This is a genomic window from Sellimonas intestinalis, assembly GCF_001280875.1.
Taxonomy (GTDB): Bacteria; Bacillota; Clostridia; order Lachnospirales; family Lachnospiraceae; genus Sellimonas; species Sellimonas intestinalis.
Window position 1 is genome coordinate 686,211 of the sequence record NZ_LGAJ01000003.1, and the last position, 20,685, is coordinate 706,895.

At 47.0% G+C, this 20,685-nt stretch carries 20 protein-coding genes and 1 pseudogene; all 21 read right to left on the reverse strand.

The window, feature by feature from the left end:
- Positions 1-121: 121 nt before the first annotated feature.
- The gene (locus AOA56_RS04285; protein ID WP_024732494.1) at positions 122-2,017 is read right to left on the reverse strand and encodes an extracellular solute-binding protein; all 1,896 of its coding nucleotides are present in this window, start codon (positions 2,015-2,017) and stop codon (positions 122-124) included.
- A complete protein-coding gene (locus AOA56_RS04290) occupies positions 2,014-2,856 on the reverse strand; it encodes an ABC transporter permease (RefSeq protein WP_024732493.1) in 843 nt (280 codons plus the stop codon). Before AOA56_RS04290 ends, AOA56_RS04285 begins: the two co-directional genes overlap by 4 nt.
- Before the next feature lie 489 nt (positions 2,857-3,345).
- Positions 3,346-4,434: pseudogene (locus AOA56_RS16290) on the reverse strand (ABC transporter ATP-binding protein); the annotation flags it as partial.
- A gap of 14 nt (positions 4,435-4,448) precedes the next feature.
- Complete coding sequence (locus tag AOA56_RS04300) at positions 4,449-4,985, reverse strand: helix-turn-helix domain-containing protein (RefSeq protein ID WP_024732491.1); 537 nt, start codon at positions 4,983-4,985, stop codon at positions 4,449-4,451.
- Positions 4,986-5,285: 300 nt separating this feature from the next.
- Entirely contained in the window at positions 5,286-7,790 is a 2,505-nt protein-coding gene (locus AOA56_RS04305) for a transglutaminase domain-containing protein (protein ID WP_053769018.1), read from the reverse strand.
- A gap of 54 nt (positions 7,791-7,844) precedes the next feature.
- Complete coding sequence (locus tag AOA56_RS04310) at positions 7,845-8,591, reverse strand: copper homeostasis protein CutC (RefSeq protein WP_053769019.1); 747 nt, start codon at positions 8,589-8,591, stop codon at positions 7,845-7,847.
- Positions 8,592-8,675: 84 nt separating this feature from the next.
- The gene (locus tag AOA56_RS04315; RefSeq protein WP_024732488.1) at positions 8,676-9,140 is read right to left on the reverse strand and encodes a signal peptidase I; all 465 of its coding nucleotides are present in this window, start codon (positions 9,138-9,140) and stop codon (positions 8,676-8,678) included.
- Positions 9,133-10,251 carry a hypothetical protein gene (locus AOA56_RS04320; RefSeq protein WP_024732487.1) on the reverse strand — a complete coding sequence of 373 codons (1,119 nt, stop codon included), beginning with the start codon at positions 10,249-10,251 and terminating at the stop codon, positions 9,133-9,135. The genes AOA56_RS04315 and AOA56_RS04320 overlap by 8 nt, the downstream gene beginning before the upstream one ends.
- Positions 10,248-12,245: an isopeptide-forming domain-containing fimbrial protein gene (locus AOA56_RS04325; protein WP_053769020.1), complete on the reverse strand. Its 1,998-nt coding sequence runs from the start codon at positions 12,243-12,245 to the stop codon at positions 10,248-10,250. Before AOA56_RS04325 ends, AOA56_RS04320 begins: the two co-directional genes overlap by 4 nt.
- The gene (locus AOA56_RS04330) at positions 12,242-12,766 is read right to left on the reverse strand and encodes a hypothetical protein (RefSeq protein ID WP_053769021.1); all 525 of its coding nucleotides are present in this window, start codon (positions 12,764-12,766) and stop codon (positions 12,242-12,244) included. The genes AOA56_RS04325 and AOA56_RS04330 overlap by 4 nt, the downstream gene beginning before the upstream one ends.
- Before the next feature lie 19 nt (positions 12,767-12,785).
- Entirely contained in the window at positions 12,786-13,439 is a 654-nt protein-coding gene (locus tag AOA56_RS04335) for a hypothetical protein (RefSeq protein ID WP_024732484.1), read from the reverse strand.
- Between the two features lie 265 nt (positions 13,440-13,704).
- On the reverse strand, positions 13,705-13,884 hold the full coding sequence (locus tag AOA56_RS04340; RefSeq protein WP_024732483.1) for a DUF4250 domain-containing protein: 180 nt from the start codon (positions 13,882-13,884) through the stop codon (positions 13,705-13,707).
- A gap of 19 nt (positions 13,885-13,903) precedes the next feature.
- The gene (locus AOA56_RS04345; RefSeq protein WP_082349844.1) at positions 13,904-14,491 is read right to left on the reverse strand and encodes a 5-formyltetrahydrofolate cyclo-ligase; all 588 of its coding nucleotides are present in this window, start codon (positions 14,489-14,491) and stop codon (positions 13,904-13,906) included.
- Positions 14,427-14,660 carry a DUF896 domain-containing protein gene (locus tag AOA56_RS04350; RefSeq protein ID WP_048621737.1) on the reverse strand — a complete coding sequence of 78 codons (234 nt, stop codon included), beginning with the start codon at positions 14,658-14,660 and terminating at the stop codon, positions 14,427-14,429. Before AOA56_RS04350 ends, AOA56_RS04345 begins: the two co-directional genes overlap by 65 nt.
- 19 nt (positions 14,661-14,679) lie before the next feature.
- Entirely contained in the window at positions 14,680-15,060 is a 381-nt protein-coding gene (locus AOA56_RS04355) for a hypothetical protein (RefSeq protein ID WP_024732480.1), read from the reverse strand.
- A 45-nt stretch (positions 15,061-15,105) separates the two neighbouring features.
- The gene (locus AOA56_RS04360) at positions 15,106-15,918 is read right to left on the reverse strand and encodes a PfkB family carbohydrate kinase (protein ID WP_024732479.1); all 813 of its coding nucleotides are present in this window, start codon (positions 15,916-15,918) and stop codon (positions 15,106-15,108) included.
- A 10-nt stretch (positions 15,919-15,928) separates the two neighbouring features.
- Positions 15,929-17,578, reverse strand: a complete 1,650-nt coding sequence (locus AOA56_RS04365) for a putative polysaccharide biosynthesis protein (RefSeq protein WP_053769023.1) — start codon at positions 17,576-17,578, stop codon at positions 15,929-15,931.
- A gap of 14 nt (positions 17,579-17,592) precedes the next feature.
- Complete coding sequence (gene ybeY, locus AOA56_RS04370) at positions 17,593-18,111, reverse strand: rRNA maturation RNase YbeY (RefSeq protein WP_053769024.1); 519 nt, start codon at positions 18,109-18,111, stop codon at positions 17,593-17,595.
- Position 18,112: 1 nt separating this feature from the next.
- On the reverse strand, positions 18,113-19,120 hold the full coding sequence (locus AOA56_RS04375; RefSeq protein WP_024732478.1) for a PhoH family protein: 1,008 nt from the start codon (positions 19,118-19,120) through the stop codon (positions 18,113-18,115).
- Positions 19,083-20,318 carry a sporulation protein YqfD gene (locus tag AOA56_RS04380; protein WP_053769025.1) on the reverse strand — a complete coding sequence of 412 codons (1,236 nt, stop codon included), beginning with the start codon at positions 20,316-20,318 and terminating at the stop codon, positions 19,083-19,085. Before AOA56_RS04380 ends, AOA56_RS04375 begins: the two co-directional genes overlap by 38 nt.
- Entirely contained in the window at positions 20,312-20,656 is a 345-nt protein-coding gene (yqfC, locus tag AOA56_RS04385) for a sporulation protein YqfC (protein WP_238117717.1), read from the reverse strand. The genes AOA56_RS04380 and yqfC overlap by 7 nt, the downstream gene beginning before the upstream one ends.
- Between the last annotated feature and the right edge of the window lie 29 nt (positions 20,657-20,685).

Below are 20,685 nucleotides of genomic sequence, written 5' to 3' on the forward strand. Positions count from 1 at the left end.
ATTTGACTATTAAATTGGTATCACGATAGAAGGCCAGTCGTATTCCTCCAATAGAGGAGCAAGACGACAGGCCTTTCGTTTCTATAATCCTGATTCAAAATCTGGTCATTCTTTTCCGGTCCTACCCAGCGTTGCTGGCAGCGATCTTCACACGACTCCAAAGATCACTGATAATCTTTTTTGTTTCTGCATTGTATACAAAAACTTCATCATTTTCATTATCTGTCCGCGGGATATAGGCATTAATTCCTTCATAGTCGCCTCCCTTCCCGGAAAGGTCATCCATAACTTCCTGATTTGACGAGGTATATCCTACATAACCGGAATTATCGTAAGCGCCGTCATAGTCGCTTGCATAATTGATAAACGCATGGGCCAGCTCCGGATTCTTTGCGTTTTTTGGAATCACCATCGCGTCCGACCAGAGGTTCGTTCCGGTATCCGGCATATAGTACCCCATGTCCTCGTTTTCCGCCATGACATAACTTGCGTCACCGGAATAGATCAGGCCAAGCGCCTTTCTCCCCTGCGCCATATTGTCGATAATCTCATCCGTGACAATCTCGGTATCCATAGTTTCTACACATGTTACAAGCCAATCATATGCCTCATTGAGTTCCGCCTGGTTTTCCGTATTCATGGAATACCCAAGCGCCTTTAAAGCCATCATAAAGGAATCCCTCTCAGAGTCATACAGATAGACGTCCCCTTTATATTTCTGATCCAAAAATATATTGTATCCTTCTCTTTCCAGATCTTTCAGATCCACTTTCGTCTTGTCGTAGACGATTCCAACCGTTCCCCAGAAATACGGAATGGAATAATCGTTGTCCGGATCGTATGGCAGTCCCAGAACGTCCTCAGAAAGCTTATCGAAACAATCCAACTTGGACTTATCCAGTTTCTGTAAATAGCCCTCTTCAATCAGACGCTGGATCATATAATCACTCGGCACGAGAATATCGTATGCTTCTCCATTCGCCACCTTGATATACATCTGCTCATTCGAGTCAAAGTTTTCCATGACAACCGTTGCTCCCGTCTCCTCTTCAAAGTCTCCGATAATATTTTCTCCGGTATATTCGCCCCAGTTATAGATATGAAGCGTCTGTCCCTCAAATGGGCGATCCGCTCCGCCACTACTGTGTTTTAATGTCGCCACAACAACCGCTACAACACAGCATACCGCAAGAGCCGGAATGAGTTTATGTCTGTGGCTCATTGCATTGGTCTTCCGGCTTTTCTTTGCCGCCAGCACAGGTACCAGATTAATCATCAGAAGTACGAGCGTAATGATCACCACAACGAGCGTAGAGACTGCATTGATACTTGGGTTGACACGTTTACTCATAGTATAGACTACAATACTTAAATTTTTCACGCCTCTTCCTGTGACGAAATAAGAAATAATAAAATCGTCCACTGACATAGTAAAGGCAATCAGTGCCCCGGAAAGAATCCCCGGTGTGATCTGGGGTACGATTACTTTCGTGAGCGCCTTAAACGGTGTAGCTCCCAAATCCATGGCGGCATCCGCCAGATTGGGATCCAAAGAACGGATCTTCGGCATTACGGAAAGCATGACATAAGGAATACAAAAAGCAATATGCGCCAAAAGCATCGTCACATATCCTTTTTCTATTTTAAAAGTGATAAACAGCAGCATAAACCCGATTGCGGTTACAATCTCCGGATTCATCATCGGAAGATTGTTCACCTGTTCCATGAGATTGCGGATCACTTTCCTGGAGCTGGACAGTCCGATGGCCGCCACAGTTCCCACTACGGTCGCAATCATGGTGGCAAGTATCGCAATACTAAATGTCGTATATAAAGCTGTCATCATATCCTGCGACTCCAGCATGTGCCGATACCAACGCAGGGAAAAACCGCTGAAACTGGTCAGAGATTTTCCATCATTAAAGGAAAAGACGATCATATAGAGGATCGGCACATAGAAAAACGCGATCATCAGAACCATCAGAACTTTTCCAAAGATACGATTTTTCTTTTTCATGCTTTCTCCCCCTTTCCACCCTGATTCCGAGTTTCAATTCTGCGGACAAGCATCATCAGGAGCATCATAATCACCGCCATAATCATAGAAATCGCGCTTCCGAAATTCCATTCTCCCACAGTGATGAACTGATTCTCAATCATGTTTCCGATCAGGAAGTACTGTCCTCCTCCCAGAAGTTTTGGAATGAAAAAGGAACTGACCGCGGGCAGGAATACCAATGTAATCCCATTAATGACTCCCGGCAGAGAAAGCGGAAGCGTTACTCTCCGAAATGTCTGTGCCGGACTCGCTCCCAAATCCGCACTTGCCTCCAGCAAGGAAGGATCCATCTTGCTAAGAGACGTCTGGATTTGCAAAATCATAAATGGCAGGAAATTGTACACCATACCAAGAAGTACCGAGCCCTCTGTGTAGAGAAGTTCTACATTTCCAAGGCCGAAAAATCCGAGAATACGCTGGATCATTCCGCCTTCACTGAGAAGTCCGATCCAAGCATATGTCCGTACCAGCATATTGATCCACATTGGAATCGTAATACAAAGAATCAGGATATTCTGTAGCTTTTCCCGGCTTCTGGCGATAAAGTAAGCCGCCGGATAACCTAAAATCAGGCAGATCACCGTCGTCTTAACCGCAATGACAAGAGATCGCCATAAAATCAAAAGGAAATCCGGATCCGTAAAAAACTTGACATAATGATCCAGGGTCAGGGAGAAAGAAACTATACTGTTTCCCGGCTCCATGACAGAATACATGGCAATCAATGCCATCGGAAGTATCAGCATCAGCGCCGCCCACACGATATAGGGAATCGCCAATTTTGAAAATCGTTTCATTTAAAATACCTCCCTGGACATAACATGGATATCCTCCGGGAAAAAGGTAAGCCCTACCTCCTGTCCTTCCTCGGTATAATCCGTGGTGTGAATTTTAAACTCTCGTCCTGTGGTAGAGAAGGTAATCTGGTAGACACCCTCTTTCACGTTCTCCGGCTCAAAATCATAGTCAACGCTGAGATCGACAGCTTCATCTTCATTACTCAGTTTCCATGCCTGAGCGCCCGCCCAAGTCTTCAGATCCGTATCGAGTGCCTGAGATTCCGTGATCTCATCCACAGTCTTGAAAAAATTAAACGCCATGACACCTTCGTTCGCTTTCTCATTTTTGACAAAAGGCTGATCCACTACATAGATGCTCTTCTCAATACTTGTCCCGTTAGATGTGGAGAAAGTAACCGGATACCGTCCCTCTTCCTTGGAAAGCTCATACTCTACCTTGGCGATGGAGATGAATTCATCCGCGTCCGGATCCCACGCCTGGGCGTTGGAAAGGGCGATAATCTCCTTATCGTCCAACTCTTCTACATCATCGATATCCACATAAAAATCGTTGGCACTGATCATCTCCTTGCCATCCTCACTTTTGATGTCGTGATTACGGATCACTCTCATATTGACGGTTACACTTGTCCCCGGCACTGTCTCCACCATGATTTCATAGTGAACTCCCTTAAACAGGACACTGAGTACTTCTCCTGTCATCTTTCCTGCGCTGACATCCACGATATCGATATCCTCCGGACGGATTACCACATCCACAGGCTCTTTTTCCTTGAATCCAAAGTCTACACAGTCAAAGGTAATATCATCAAACCGGACTTTATAATCCGTAAGCATCACACCCGGAATAATATTACTCTCCCCAATGAAATTCGCTACAAACCGGTTTGCCGGCTCATTATAAATATCCTGGGGTGTTCCCACCTGCTGGATTTCTCCGTTTTTCATAACCACGATCTTATCCGACATGGTAAGAGCCTCCTCCTGGTCATGGGTGACAAAGATGAAAGTGATGCCGACTTCCTGCTGGATCCGCTTGAGCTCGTACTGCATTTCTTTTCTCAGCTTTAAATCCAGGGCCGCAAGGGGTTCGTCAAGGAGCAGGACTTTTGGCTCATTGACAAGAGCTCTTGCGATGGCGACACGCTGCTGCTGTCCTCCGGAAAGTAAAGTGGTATTTTTATCTTCATATCCTTCCAAACCGATCAGCTTGAGCATTTTCATCACTTTCTGGTCAATAATGTCTTTACTCATCTTCTTGATTTTCAGCCCAAACGCAATATTTTCATACACACTTAAATGGGGAAACAAGGCATACTTCTGGAATACCGTATTGAGTTCCCTTTCATAAGGTGGTTTTTTACTGATTTCTTCTCCGTCAAAAATCACGGATCCTTCATCCGCATCCAGAAATCCACCCAGAATCCTCAGAAGCGTCGTCTTCCCGCAGCCACTTGGACCCAGAAGCGTGACAAATTCATTTTCAAAAATATCCAGATTGATTCCTTTCAGAACGATCTGCCCGTCAAAACTTTTCACAATATTGCGAAACTCGATCAGTTTTTTCTCTTCCATCTCATTTCTCCTTCCTAGAATACCGGCGGCGTTGTGATCCAAAGGATCTTTGCATCGCCTGCACCGTGATTATACAGATAATGGCTTTTTGACCCGTCCATATAGAATGTCTCCTGCGCCTTTACCTTGTACTTCCTGCCCCCTTCTTGTACAATCGTTACACTTCCCTTGAGTACATATCCAAACTCCTGTCCCTGATATGAGGAAATCACCTGACTTTTCCGATGGGAATGAAGCGTCAGAATAATCGGCTCCATCTGGTTTTTCTGAGCATTCGGGACAATCCACTCAATCGTATAATGTTCCTGCTCGTCTACGAAAAAGTCCTGTGTCGGAAATACAATCTGTGTCTCTTCCTCTTCCCGGAAAAAATCGGACAGATTACTTCCGAGAGCCTCCAGAATATCCTCTAAAGTAGCAATGCTGGGCGTTGTCTGCCCACGCTCTACCTGGGAGAGAAATCCTTTCGTCAGCTCACTTCTGGATGCCAGATCCCGAAGTGTCAGATCATTCTGAAGCCGTAGCTCCTTGAGTTTCTTTCCAATCTCCACCTATCGCACCTCCGGTTTTCTATTACTATACTTTTTGTTAAAAATATGCGAACTGAGTTTAATTATACATGCCTGCCGACAAAATGCAACAGGTTTTGATTATTTTTTGTCCCATTTGGGTAACAGTTCAGCCATGTACAAAGTCACAAAAATCTGAGTTCCAACTTGTTTGAAAACGAAGATTTTTGTGTACTTTGTATATGGCGTTCTACCATTAGCGAGGATGTAGCCACGTAAGTGGCGATAAAAGCCGCATAGCGGCTAATCCGAGCTGTTATGGCTGAACTGTTACCCATTTGACTATGATGCCTCCTCCAGGATTCTAAGGACAAGATCTGCTGTTCCTACCTGATAGCCGCTTGACGCATAGATTACGTTCTGTTCTCCCCTTGTCACAGCAAGAAGAGGAAGCTTTTCGTGATCCACATACAGTCTTCGTCCGACAGAAGGTACATGCTCCTCAAAATCATCATAAAACACCCTGATATCTGGGAAGAGACGTAGGATTTTCTCAAAGAGGGGATGCTCCCATGCTTCCTTGGATGAAACAAAAAACAGGATACGGGAAGTCCAATCCTCAAATCGTTCTCGTTCTTGGATCATCTCATTCAAAATATGTTCTGTCGGTTCTTCCCCTGCTTTAAGCCACAAAAGCACATGGGCTCCGTCACCGGTGAGTACCCGTGAAGAACACTTGTCTCCATCTTCTGTATGGACCTCAAACTCCGGAAGGGATAAGGATTCCAGCATTTCCATCAAATTACTTTTCCTGGACTGTAACTGTACTTCCCTATGTTCTCCTGGAGTAAGAAGGAACTGACAAGCCGCTGCATGAACAGTTCCGTTTGGGAGTCGGGTGGCCGTCATCAGCCGGTAGGTACCGGATTCCAGAAAAATCTCTTTTTTTTGCTTTTTCCATCCCTCATCCCTCAGACGAAGAACTTTCTGCTCTGTTGCTGATATCCTGGTGAGACTCCAGTTCTGAGAATACCGCCATGTTCCTGGCTCCTCAGCCCTCAAAACAAGCACACAGTCTTTTCTTCTGTTAGGATCTGCCGCCATAAACCGGCCTTGCTTCCAATACTCCGGCGTCCCGTCCGCTTCATTAAGCCTTGCCGCAATTCCAAAGCTTCTTGCCATCGCTACAAATAGCACTGCTTTTGATCTTCTGCTTCCACATCGTATCCTAAAACAGGCAGCCGGTGTTGTCAAAACAGTACTCCGTTCATGCTCCGGACATTCCCGGATCTCCTGGCAAATCCATGTCCATAAGGATTCCGGATTGTTCCGGAATCGCTCCTGCGCTTCTTTTGGCACTTCATGTTGAAACCACCTTCGGTAAGGTGTCAGAATCTCGTCCTCAGCCCTTGGGTTTAACATATGTTTTATAAATATCTCTTCCGGTACCGTACCCGCATAAAGCATCGCACCACTCAGGTGGTCTTTTAACACATCCAGCCGAACGTCTGTCTGGTCTTTTGCTGTCAGGATCTTCAGAAGTGCCCTTCCCATCCTCTGTTCTTTCTCACTTTTTCTCTTTTGTTCGTTCACAAATACATTTCTGTCCGGATTTTCCCACGCTTTTCGCTTTCTCTCCTGCCGGGTCCGCAAGGCCGCAAGTCTTCTTGCTCCTTCCTCTTTCTGGGCAGCATCCGGTCGTCTGGCCACCGGAGTCCGGTCAGACGGCGGAATCATATCAAACTCCTGCCAAGAGTATTCTTCTATGTTTCTTTGCAGTGTCAGCGTTATACGGCTGTCCCTCCTTGTATCCAGAATCTCTTCTGCCGCTTTGTCCTGCCGTCCACAATACAGATGAAGGCTTCCTGCTCCGCAGGAAAGCCGCACTTTCCCCTCCATGTCTGTATGGCAGTTTGCAATCGGACGGAATGCGGCATAGTTGACAACTTCAAAAGAAACCGGGAGATCCGGAACCGGCCGTCCCTTTTCGTCTAAAACAAGGACTTCCAACGTCTGAACTCCATCTGCGTACCTGCGAATCTCGTTTTCCATGGTCACCATGCCCTCTGATCCGATCTCTTCTTCCCGAAGACTCTCTGGCTCTTCTGTATCGTAGTTCCACGCTTTCCTCTCCCCGTCAAAACGACGGGCATGAATCAGCATGGCTCTGGAAGCCGCATATTCAAACCACCCCAGATCCAGAAGCGGTTCCGGTTCACACGCTCCAAGATAATGCCAGTTTCCGTCCACCCAGACTTCCACCCATGCATGATTATCATCACAGTGGGACCAGTACGGCGCATAAACCTGACGGGCGGGGATACCCGCGCTTCTTAGGACATTGACCGCAAAGACGGACTCCTCTCCGCACCGGCCGTACCCTCTTTTCCAGACGGACAGCGCAGATAATGTGCGGTCATCCCCCGCTTCATAAGCCACCTCCCCGGCACACCAGTAATTGATTTCCAGTACCGTTTCAAGAGGTGATTTCCCCCGGATCTGTTCCTGAATCTGATGATAAAAGAGTGATCTGCACGGGCGGATCTCTTCCTCGTTGACCCGATGAAATAACACATATTGCAGGTAAACGGATTCTGGGAGCTCCCGTACCTCCTCTTTTTCCTCATACAGACGCACGCCATGCCGTACAAAGTCCAGGTACGTCTCCACCGGATTGTTTGCGATATCGCTGTATGGCATAAACGCGTACAGATACCGCATGGCAAGAGCTTCTTCCTCAGGAAGTGTCCGGATCACCAGCTCAACCGGATCCAGGATCGCTCCTAAATCTTGTCTTACCTTCTCATATGATTCTTTAATTCTCATTCGGCTGTGTTCTAAAAACATTTGTTTCTTCTCCTTTGCCTCTTCCTATAATCCTGTTCTGTCTGCCGCTTCATCTCACAGCCGCTTCAAAACTTCCCTTGCCCTTCTCACCGTCTCACCGGAGGTGCGGTAAATCTCATATTCACTCAGCTTCGCAAGCCCCATATGGACATTCCTGTTTCGGTATGTCATGGCGCTTTCGAGCTTCTCTTTCGCCGACATATGGTAGGCGCAGATTCCCGTCTGGCGGTAAAGTGATTCGATTCCTTCCGGCGTGACGCCCCCGCCGGCCTGAATACAGATTTCCCCCTGGCTTTCCTGCTGCAGCGCGGCCAGTAATTTTGTTCCCTCCATACAAGTATTTTTCTGTCCGGAGGTCAAAATTGTCTGAATCCCCATTGTTTTCGCCACCGCAAGAGTCTCCATCGGTTCCTTGCACACGTCAAAGGCTCGGTGAAGGGTCACTGACATGCCGCCCCGCTCTTCCAGAAGCGCTTCCATCCGGTCCCGGTCCAGTATTCCGTCCGGCTTCAACATCCCAATAACGATCCCATCAGCTCCCCGGTCACGAAACATCCTGATCTCCTCTTTCATAATCCTCCACTCATAGTCTGTATAACAGAAATCTCCAAATCTTGGGCGAATCAGTATATGAACGGGAATATGTATCTCCTCTCTTACTGCCTCAAACAGCTTGATTCCCGGTGTTGTCCCGCCGATCATAAGATTCTGGCAAAGCTCCAGCCTCGTAGCCCCGCCCCGCTCTGCCGCCACTGCGGATTCCACTGAGTCCACACAGATTTCCAAGATAAACGACTGCATTTCAACCATTTCCTCCTCACCTGCGTTCCTGTACAGGAACGAATCTGGGAACAGTATACCGCAGTTTTGTCAAAAACGACAGACTTAACGGGAAAAGCGGCGAAAAAAATACACGACGATCCGGACAAGCCCAGAAAGAAGCAGCACTCTTCTCATCGTTTTGGAACTCATCATTTCATAGAGCCAGGATCCTTTTGGAAACCGAACGGCCAGAATCCCTATGAGATCCTCCGCAGATACTGGTTGGAAATCTTCCCGGTCATTGGCATCTCCTTTGGTAATAAATCCTTCTTCTTCTCTTCGTATGACTCTGTGTAACACCATCTGTCCGTTTCCATTCTCAAACGCAATCACATCTCCTGTCTGAACGTCCTCCTCCCGACAGCTTTGAATGTAGACCATATCTCCTTCAACGATTTCCGGCTTCATAGAGCCAGACAACACACGAACTGGACGGATTCCGAAAAAAGCAGGCATCACAAAAAACAGCACAAAGGAAAGCGCGCCCAAAAGGAGCAGCGTATCAATTCTTCGAAACCATTTATCCATGCCGTCGTCTCCGCCTTTTTATCAGAAGGATACCTGTCAGTAAGGCGCCTCCTGCCATACATCCATAAAGAATTACATGACTGTTCTCCCCGGTTTTGACCGACTCCTGTCCTGCCGGAACCGTAGTATCCTCTGACACTGCCCGAAACGTCCAGGTAAGTGTGGACTCCCGCAGACGGTATGTATTATCCATGTCTTCCGGAAAACGGAGAAAGAATATGAGATTTTCTTTCTCATTTTGTTCATACGTTTCAAGGAAAGCAAATTGCCCCAAGGATTGTTCCGAAGGACTTCCTTGGCAGAGAACCGTACCATCTTCCTTTTCTACCCAAAGTTCCGCCTGTTCCAGAAGAAGTTCTTCCTCTGTCTCCAGCTTCCAGTATACATCTTCCGGCCGGCCGCTCCGGTTATCGATCTGAAGTTCTCCTTGGATGACATCTCCTGGAACCAGTGTTCCAAATTCTGCGAAAAACGTGTCCGGTACTGTTATGATGTCGTCTCCTTCCAGCACGACCCGGCACGTTCCTTTCCGGGGTGTCAAAATCCGAAGCTGGTCGCCCGTTTTCCCGGATACTTTCTGAATGACCTGATCTCCCCATGGATGCTCAGACGTAAAATCCGGCGTAAAATTTCGGCTCTGAATGGCGTCTGCTGCCACATGAATCCGGATCTCATCCTCCCCTCCCTGTTCCCAGGTCTCTGGTAAAGTAAATGCTGTAAAAAGTCTCACCGTTTCTCCATGCTTTACGACATCGGTATGGTAGAAATACTCCCCTTTGCGAACACAGTTACCGGGAATCCCGGAAAAGGACGAGATCGGAATCTCCCGATTACTTTTTGCTTCCGCCGTCATCTGATAACGGATCAGGCAATTCTCACCCAGATTTTCAATCTCCGTGATCATCGTAATTTTCTGTCCCGGCAGAATATGTTCCAGATCTTCCCACCCCTTTTCTTTTTTCTCGTCTCCATAGCGATGCATCCGGATCCGGACTTCTCCAGAACGAATCGTAGTCGTCACTTCCCCTTCTTGTACTGCCCCGGAGGCAGTCGTACCACACAGCATCCAGCACAACAGAACAGCTATGATACGTCTTTTTCTTTTCTTCACCTTCCCACCTGCTTTCCAAAGAAATTGATCTCGACATCATTGTGACTGAACTCACTATAGTTCGTCAGCGTATTGCAGAAAGTGGCCTTTGCCGTATCGTGGTCTTTTGTATCCAGGATAACTTTCTCCCCCTCCACCTCTCCATTTTCCACTTCCCGGATACCGGTCAGCGCATAACGGGAAACCGGGATTTCCCGCACCGTCCACATACCAGCGGGAATCTTCATTGTAAAAGACTTCCGATAGATCTGTCCCGTCTGAAACTGTTCCGGCATCTCCAGAGATTCGTAGTAGGTACGTCTGACCCCGTTATAATCAGTTCCTGTAATTTGAAACAGAAAAACCGGAGTCCCAAAGTCCTCCCATTTTCCGGTCACTTCTTTTGTGATTGTCACTACCGGATTCTTTTCGTATACAGCTTTGATATGGTGATCTGCATTGACTTTTGTAAAGGAATAATCTAAGAGATGCTGATTCTTATCAATCACTTTTTGATCCACTGTGATGTATTTCAGATAGTATCCCGTCAATGGGGCATAAGAAATCCGCATACTTCCTCCTGCGGGAACTTTCAGATTGGAGGCGGTAATGGAGCCATTTTCAGCCTCCGTTGTGATTTGATAATAGAATGAAGTCCGTACTGTTTTTGACTTCTTTGGTGAATTTTGATCTACCGCAAGAGATGCCTGATTAGAAACGATATTAGAGGAACCGAATGTATAGTCTTCCCGTTTATGTACCTGAATCCGTATCTCAAAGGTGCGTCCATACATCCAGTCTGTCGATGGATCTCTCACCGATACCCGTACCTGATTGCCGGTTCCTTCTGACGTCTGAATAGAAAAATAGGAACTGACATCTGTCTGATTATCCGCGTCATACACTTTGACCTGATCCACATGAAGCGGTTCTGGAACCGGATCCGTTAGAATCAGACTTTGATAATAATCCGCCTGCTGACATTCCGGTACTTTAAAGTTGATAAAATAGGTGAATGGTTCTTCTCCATGTACTTCTTCCCGATCCACAAGCTTCGTCGGAACCGGAGGTGTAAAAGGACCATATCCTTTTGCGGAACCGGCGATCCACCCAATCAGCGCCCCCATCTGATCTGATACGTCCGCACTTGGTTCTCCGATCAGATAATGTTCAAATCGCTCATAATCATTCTTGATTTTCTCAGGTACATATTGACTATAGGTAAAACTGCCCGGGAAAGCGACTCCTCCTCCTACCCGCAGGGAAAAAGAGGATGTATTTTTATATTGGACTTGTACACTGTCCTTATCATATTCCTCGGAATTCACATTCTGGGCATAAAAGTAATAAAACCCATCCCGTTCGATGTAATATGCTCTACTGTCCTGTGGAACGGAAATTCCAACCGGATGGTCTCCTTTTTTCACTCCAAAGATTTGCCCATAATCCAAATCTTCTGCCCGGTATGTCATATCTACAGCGAGGGGTCTGCCCTGATCATCCAAGATCTCCAGTTTTGCTTCATACCAGATGTCGCTAAACAAAAGCCCATAGAAGTCTACTGTCTTTGAAAACGCGACTCCCAGAAGAGGATAGTACCGTTTCCCCTCTTCAGTGCGATACACATCCCAGTCTGTAAAGGTAATCCGAAGATTGGTATTCTTCCCTTTATAGCTGCCCATATTAGTCAAATAACAGGAGATTTTCCCTTTTTGTGTATCGCTTGTCACGATCTGCCCCCACCGTTCCACTCCTTGTCCCGTCTGCTGAAAACGCTTCGGATTAGAAACTCCGCTTGTATCTGTCCAAGTACAGGTACTTCTGTCTGTCCGCTTCAGCCGGAAGGAATAATCTGAGTCTTCCTCTTCCCCGTATTTCTTTACCGTGATAGGGGAACCCTCTTCCCTGGAAGCCTCAAGGGCGCTGACATGTTCCGCTCCCTGTACGGGAAGCATTTCAAAACAGACCGCCGCCATGACGGCGGCAATTCCTGTGATCCACCGTTTTACTTTCACGCTTCTGCCTCCTGTTCTCCCTTGATGGAAGCAAACGCTTCCCGGGCCGTGTCATATCCCTGTGCCTGCACTGTCTCCTCATAAATCAAGACGCGAAACGCGCTCTGTGCCCCCCCTGTCGTCACATGGGTAAACAAAGGCTTCGTCTCTTCCCTTCCGCCAAGGATGCTGCGATAGTAATAGTATCCGTCCGCCTGCTTTTCTGTCCAGTTTTTTGTATCAAAATCTATGGAAACCGGAAGATTGGGCTGATCCAACTCCACAAACACCCTCACATAGCATGGAGTATGGGAATCGTTTTTCACCGTCACTTTCTTCGGATAAACAGTATCCGTCGTCACCTGATCCGGCGGTTCGAATTCCTCCTCAATATGCGATGTATTATCCCCGGTCTTCAGGACATTGTTCTTCTCATTCTGATGGGAGAAATAAGCCGATGCATCCAGTACAACCGCACTCCATGCTGCTGCCACGAGAATGGACAAAAGCAGCACACAGAGATTCCTTTTTCTCTTTTTCATTTGTTATCCTGCCTCCCACCTATGAATTTTGTTTCAGATAAACTTGAAAGATATCGGATGGCGCTTTGGATTCCCCGATATGCTCCGCCTGGATTGCATAACTTTTCACCGGAATATTGAGCGTCTCATCGTCAATCTGCCCTTCCATCACATTGGCCAAGGTAACACTGTTAAAAAGTGCTCCCGTCGTCTCGCCCTTCTTCAAAACTTTGCACTCCTGTTCGGTTCCATAGGCATAGATATATCGATGGGCTGTCACCTTACCGGATGAACTGACGTCCGACTCCTGAATCTGTACCCAGCCGTCATTGACCTTGTAAGTAAAAAGCTCCGTGTCTGCTTTAGGAAGTTTCTTCCCATCCGCTCCTACAGTAATGATATTTCGCACCGGGATCTGAACTTCCAGGAAGGCGTAGGCATCATTTGTTCCGGTATTGGTGATCCTCGGATCCTTTTTCACTGTCTGATTCGGAGTCAGGTCGGTCTTTTCATCAGAAGGTACTTTGTCCCAGTCCGGCTCCTCTAGTCCGGTTTTGACGTTTCCGACAGTCAGTGTATTTGTCTTTTCCTGGGCATCTGTGAAATAGGCAGAAATCCCTCTGACTGTGGCTGTCGCGGCAACGACAAGCAACACAATGATCATCACCTGTTTCCCTATTCTTTTTTTCCTCATACGTTTTCCTCCATGTCTTGTTTTCTGGCTGCATCATATGTGTTCAGTCAATCAAAGGCCTCACCCCCTCCAAACATGAAGTTTTTTTAAATCTGGATCTCCGAAACGGATCATGTTTCGGTCTCGAATATAGAAAATATAGATAAATAGAACAATCAGAACGGGACAACGATCTGCCCCTCTTAGAAATGTTTAAAGTATATCACGCTCTTTCTAAAAAAGCAAGAAAAAAGACTGCGCTCTTTCACGCAATCTTCTTAAAATTTCAGACAAACTGATTTTGTCTTTCGTCGTATTCATATCCGATACCGGACAGCGGCACGCAAATCGCATCTTTTTCGATTTCCAGATCGTCGCACAGAACGTCCAGCGACGGGTAGAAATCCCTCAGCTTCATATTGACGATGCTAAGAAGCATCGCCGGATCTTTCGGCAAGTCTGCCATCTTCTCTCACATCCTTTTCCTACTCGTAACACTTTTGGTCCGTCACAATGATTGCAGGACGGATATCATGCAATGCAAACGGCACTTCTTCCATTACCTGTTCTTCAAAACAGACAGCAAGAGTTTGCATTTGGGGATGCTGTTCCAGATACCGGTCGTAGAATCCTCCTCCGTAACCGATCCGGTGCCTTTTCTTATCAAACACAGCCCCCGGAAGCACTATCAGAACCTTGTCATCCGACTGGCTTTCGAAGACAGGGCATTCGGCCTTTGGCTCCCTGATCCCATAAGCACCACTTTCAAAATCTTCCCAGATCTTCACCCGGTAAAACTCCATCTCCTTTCCCTCAACCCTGGGACAGAAGACTTCCTTACCCATCTCCCATCCTGCCTCGATCAACATCCCGGTCTCCACCTCGGAACGAAAATTCCGGTAAATTAAAATTGAAGACGCACGAAGAAAACAGCTCATCTTGCAGACCCGATCTGTAATCTCCATGCTCTTCTGTCTCCGTATTTCTGCCGGTATCCTGTTTCTGATATCAAGAACCTTTTTTCTGATTTCCTTTTTTTCCATACTTTTCACCAAGATTGATAATTGTTCCATCTTTTTCTTTGATGGAAATCTGATTAAGCTGTCCCCGTAGATTCTCCCGGAACGCCTCGATGTATTCCTGGCGCAGAATCTTCTGTTCTTTCTTCTCCGCTTCCGTCAGCCCTTCTGCTTTGGACTTATGATAAAGCTCGTTGATTCTTTTGATCTTTTCTTCTTTCATCCTCTTGTACCTTTCCTAATTAACTGGAATAATTCTCCAGAAATCCGTAAAGTTTTTCCACCGTCCGTATCTCTTTCCCATCAAGGATCTCCTGACGGACGTCCTCCGGCAAATCCTCCACCACAATATTGGTATACTCATAAATCGTCTTTTTATCTGACTTATAGACGGCAATAAAGCCATTCAGATCTTTCAGATAAAAAACTTCCTCCTTACTGACATCCCCTTCAGCGGCTATGGCAGCCTCCTCTTCCCTGGCCGCCTGCACAATTTCCTGTTTTAATCTGGCCTCCTCTTTCGCCTGATTTTTGGAGTACTCAAAACTGAACTGGTAAGCCGCCCCGATCAGGGCTACACATCCGAGAAAAAGAGCAAAAAGCCCGATACTGTATTTTTTCATAGAAGCACACTCCTTTTTCATACAGTATCTGCTCTTTTTTTTAAATTATACAAGTTTTCCCAAAAGCTGCTCGAACGGCAGGCCGTCTCTTTCGTTTCCTGCTTGCCCCGCCTTTTCCTGCAGACAGGCCGCCACAAAGTTATGTGCCTGAAACGCCGCTTCTTTCAAGGTCGCCCCTTTTAGTATTGCTCCGGCAAGCACAGCGTCGAATAAATCACCTGTACCGTGGGATTGGTACAGAACTTCGGTCTCTGTGTATTGCTCTACAAAACCGCCCTCAACAATCGCCATTCCGATCCTGTGCTCTCCTACATTCGTTCCGGTGATGATACCTTTTTTCATCCCCATCTCGCAAAGCCGGGAGACAATAGCATGAAGCCCCTCCCCCGTCATCCCTTCTTCATAAGGAACACCGCTTAATAAAGCAGCCTCCGTCAGATTCGGAAGCAACAGATCCGCTTCCCCCAAAAGAGCGCACAATGCTTCTCTATAGCTGTCATCAAAATTGGAATAGTACTTCCCATGATCTCCCATAATCGGATCACAGATTACAAAAGGCGCCGGCCCTGTCTTTAAAAGCTCCAAAACCGTTTCTACCATCGGAACATTTCCCAGATATCCTACAAACACGCAGTCAAACGTGATGTTCTCTCTTTGAAAATGCCGCAGACTCTCTTTCAAATAGTTTCCCGGCACCGGGAGGATCTCCGGTTTCCCGAAACCTCCGGTATGGGTAGATAACAGCATGGTCGGAAGCGGACAGACTTCAATCCCCATTACGCTGAGGACGGGAATCATATTCATCATGGCCGCTTTTCCTACTGAACACAAATCATGGATCAATAACATTCGTTTCATCAATCACCCTCTATTTCAGCAAATGTACTTTCTGTAACATTCTGGCAATCTTTGCTCCTTTTGGAAGTGCCAGGATTTCTGCTTCTGTCAGGCCGCCGATCGCGAGCAGGCTGATCCCATAGACGCAAATTCCAACTACAATGGCACTCAATGTCGCAATCGCGCTGCTGATAACCAGCGCCAAAACAAATTGTAGCACAAAGACAACAATGCCCATGATCACAGCAGCTACTGCCGGGTAGACAAAGGTTCTCTTCTTCTCCTGCACATATCCGACCGCCTCCCGGAGATTGTGTGAGTTCAGGATACACATGGCCAGACCAAAGATTACCTTACTTGCTACTACCGCATAGATACTCCAGTGGAAGAATACCAGCATCACAAAAAGCGCGGCAATATGTATCACAAGAGATGTCGCCGCGTTTTTTACTGGAGCCATCATCCGGTTGACACCCTGCAACACTGCATTGGTCAGTGTGGATGCCGCATAGAAGATGATGGAAATCGATCCAATACGGAAGAGATTTGCCGCCACCGTGTTATCGATGGAACCCCAGATCAGATCCAGCATCGGCTTTGGAATGACAAAAAACGCAACCGCGCTTGGTACGGCAATGAGCATCGTCACGCGCATTGCCATCTCGATCTTCTGATGTACCTGTTCCTTGTTCTGCTTCTCATAGGCACGCACAAGCGGCGGCACGATAGACGAACCAAGCGCGTTTGCCATAAAGAGCGGCACATTAAACAATGTATAGTACTGTCCCAGACTTCCAAGCAAAGCGGCACAGTGCTTTTCTGAAAATCCCTGTGCAGACATAATGCTGCTGAACATAGCGCTGTCAATGACATTCTGAATATTGTAAACAGTAGAACTCAAAATAACAGGTGCGATCGTCAGAATCAGTACCTTGAAAATAAAACCAAAGCTCTCCTGACGCGTTGTCCTGTCCCTGCGGATTCTCTTGTTCAGCTTTCCTTTGTACGCATAGAAAATCAGCACAAGAAAGAGGAGGGCAATCAGGCCTCCGATAATGACTCCTAAAGTCGCTCCGGCTGCGGAAAAGGCCGGTGCGTAGAGATCATTTCTCTGATCGGAACTGACGGTTTTTCCGTACTGAAGCAGGACATATGCTCCAATGATGCTGACAACGGCGTGGATCACCTGCTCCAGAATCTGGGATACCGCAGTTGGAACCATCGATCCCTGCCCTTGGAAAAATCCTCGAAGCACACCCATCACAGATACAATGACAAGTCCCGGCGCCAGCACCCGAAGGGCATAGGCACTCATACTCATCTTCATCACGCCTCCCGCAAGCAAATCCGCCCCGAAGAAAATGATCAGGCTGATACCGCCTCCAACAACGATGGCAAAAAGGAGCGCCGCCTTAAAGATTCGGTATGCGTTCTTTTCCTGATGCCTGGACAGTCTGGCCGAAACCAGCTTGGAGACCGCAAGCGGCATACTGTAGGATGTCAGAATCAACGCGATACTGTAGATCTGATACGCCACCTCATAAAACCCCTGTCCGGTCGTCCCCATAATGTTTAAAAGAGGAATCCGGTAGATCATTCCTATGATTCTGGAGATCATTCCGGCCGCCGCCAGAATTCCTCCCTGCACAAGAAACTCATTTCCGTTTTTCTTTTTACCCATAAAACACCCCTCTATTATCTTTTCTCATTTGCAATTTGGAACCTGGAAATCCCCAGGCGCTCCAGAATTTCATTTTGCTTCTTTTCCATCACAAGCCTCTCCTGCTCCTCCATATGGTCATAACCGAGCAGATGCAGCATACTGTGGGCAATCAAAAAGGCATACTCCCGAAGGGGGGAATGTCCGTATTCCTCAGCCTGGGAGATTACCTTTTCCTTGGAGATCACGATATCCCCAAGAAGCGCTTCGCCGCTTTCCGGATGAAAACACTCTGGCTGATTCTCCAGAAAATCAAATTCTCCCGCCGTCTCATATTCAATCATAGGAAATGACAGTACGTCAGTCGGTCTGTCTATCCCCCGTTGCTCCCGGTTCATCTCTCGAATCGCTTCATTGTCCGTGAGCAGGATCTCGACCTGCGCTTCATAAGGGAATTCCTCATAATCAAGCGTCTCCTCCACAACCTGCTCTGCCACTTTCCGGCAGTCAACCGGAAGCCGGATTTCAGATTCTTCTTCTAAATATATCGTCATATTAACCTCTGTATTTCTTACTTTTTCTCCTGGTTCCCCGTCTCTGGCTTTCCTCTTTTTTCTCATAATTCTCGTAAGCCTTGACGATCTTCTGTACAAGCGGGTGGCGCACTACATCCTTGCTTGTCAGGTGGCAGATGCTGATGCCGTCCAGACCGTTTACTACCCGGACCGCCACATCCAGGCCCGACGTCTGTCCCGACGGCAGGTCCTTTTGTGTCTCATCTCCCGTGATGACGACCTTCGACCCAAAGCCAATTCGTGTCAGGAACATCTTCATCTGAGCCGGGGTTGTATTCTGTGCCTCATCCAGAATGATGAAAGCATTATCCAGGGTTCGCCCTCTCATATAAGCAAGGGGCGCCACCTCAATGAGCCCTTTCTCCGAATTTTTCAGAAAGCTTTCCGCTCCCATAATCTGGTAAAGGGCATCATACAGCGGCCGCAGGTACGGATCAATCTTGCTTTGAAGATCCCCCGGAAGAAATCCGAGCTTTTCCCCTGCCTCTATGGCCGGACGCGTCAGAATAATCCTTGCGACCTCATTGTTTTTAAATGCCGCGATTGCCATGGCCATAGCCAGATATGTCTTTCCTGTACCGGCAGGGCCGAGTCCAAAGACAATCATGTCTTTTTTCATTGCGTCCACATAGCTTTTCTGTCCCAGCGTCTTTGCCTTGACAGGCTTCCCCTGAACCGTATAGGCGATCACTTCTTTATCCATCTCCAGAACATCGCCCGCCTCATCCTCCATTGCAAGCGAGATGAGATAGTTTACGTTCTGTTCGGTAATCACATTCCCTCTGCGGGACAGTTCCAGAAGCTTTTCCAGAATCTCCTGTGCCCTCTTCGTCCTGCCCTCTTCCCCCATGATCTTGATCTCGCCGTTGCGCTCGATCAGTGTCACATGGAACGTGCGCTCTATCTTCTTTGCATAGGTGTCCAACTGACCGAATACATTCGCTTCATGCTCAGTTGGTATCTGCATTGTTCTCTCCAAGATTCCCATGTTCTGTCTTTCTTTCCTTTCCGCATGATTCCAGAAGAATCATTGTTCCTTTTGCTCTTGCACTTTGCGTGTCCTTGTATATTTTAACATTATTCTCAAGAATTTGAACCCCTTTTTTTCTTAAATCCTCACAGAAGCGGTCAAATTCCAAGCTCAAGATCTCCTGATATTCTTTTTTTGAGTACGTTTTTTTCACTTCTCGATACGATACTTCCTCCCGGATCCCAAAGGAAAATGGAAATGGAAAACTTAAGGAAAACCCTGGACGGATCTCCGAGGAGGATACTTCCCGTCCTTTTCCCTCCTCAACTTTCTGCCCCAGCGTGTATTCTTTTTGTGCTGTCCGGAGGAAAATCTGGCGTTTTTTCTGCTTTTCATATTTTTTGACCGTATAAGATAGGTCCAAAACATCCTCATAGTTTTCCTTTGTTTTTATCTTGATGTCGGCATCCGCATTCACATACTGATAGCCTACAACCTCCTGGCTGTCGTTTTTGATCTCCACGCGTCCGGACACAAGCAGGTCCCCCGCCTTCACTTCATCCCCCGCATGAACCATAGGAACGCCGGACCGGGTCACAATCTCCTGGATGACACCATCCTTTTCCGCAATGAGATCGTTTCCCTCCTCCACTGGATTTTCTTCACTGATTTCTCTGGAATCGCTGTTTTCCTTGACGTCAATGTGGATCTGGCTTCCTTTTAGCGAAGCTGATACCCAGATAATATCGTCGTATTCTTTTCGAATCATCCGGGCAATCCCGGCACAGTCCACCGAAGAGGCCATCATTCCGCAACGAACATTCTGTTTTCGCAAAAATGACAGAATCGTCTCATCTGTTCGGACATAGTTGCCGCTGATTTCGATATTCCAGATGAAAAGGGAAAGGATATATACGAGAGCGATGCATCCAAAAGCCCCCGCAAAAAAAATCTTCCTTTTACGGTGCCGGAACAGGAAAAAAGGAAGACCGTTTTTTTCAAGAATTCGCAGATTCGTGCCGGTCTTTTTTAAAATCGGTTTGAGCTTTTTCATGCCGGCAATCGTGATATTCATATCATAAAAATTACGGCCCGGTAACAGTCCCCAGACCGGAATCTTCCTGTATTTGCACAGATTCAGAAATCGTTCGGGAGAATATCCGGTAATCCGTATCCGGACATATCCCTTTATATACCGCAGGATCCGTGTCAGCAATATGCCTCCTCCTTTTTTTCAAACTCCACCTTCCAGATCTTCCCGGTAATTTTCATCTCATCGTTCATATAGTATTCTATACACATTCGTTTTCCGGTAATCCGGATCGTTCCGGCTTTTGTTTTCACCCGGATTAATTCCTGGGTATATTCCTGAATCCCCCGGTAATTTTCTATGGAGACTTCACACTGTCCGGTCAGATGGATCAACGGAAGCCCCATAATCACATCTTTTGGTGCATTTGCCGTCTCCGCGATCCTCTGCCGGATCCCGTCTGCGCGCGTCTCTTCCTGCCTGTTCTGGTTTCTTCGTCTGCTCCCCATCTGTTTACCGCACATCTTGTTTTACTGGCAATATATGCAAAGCT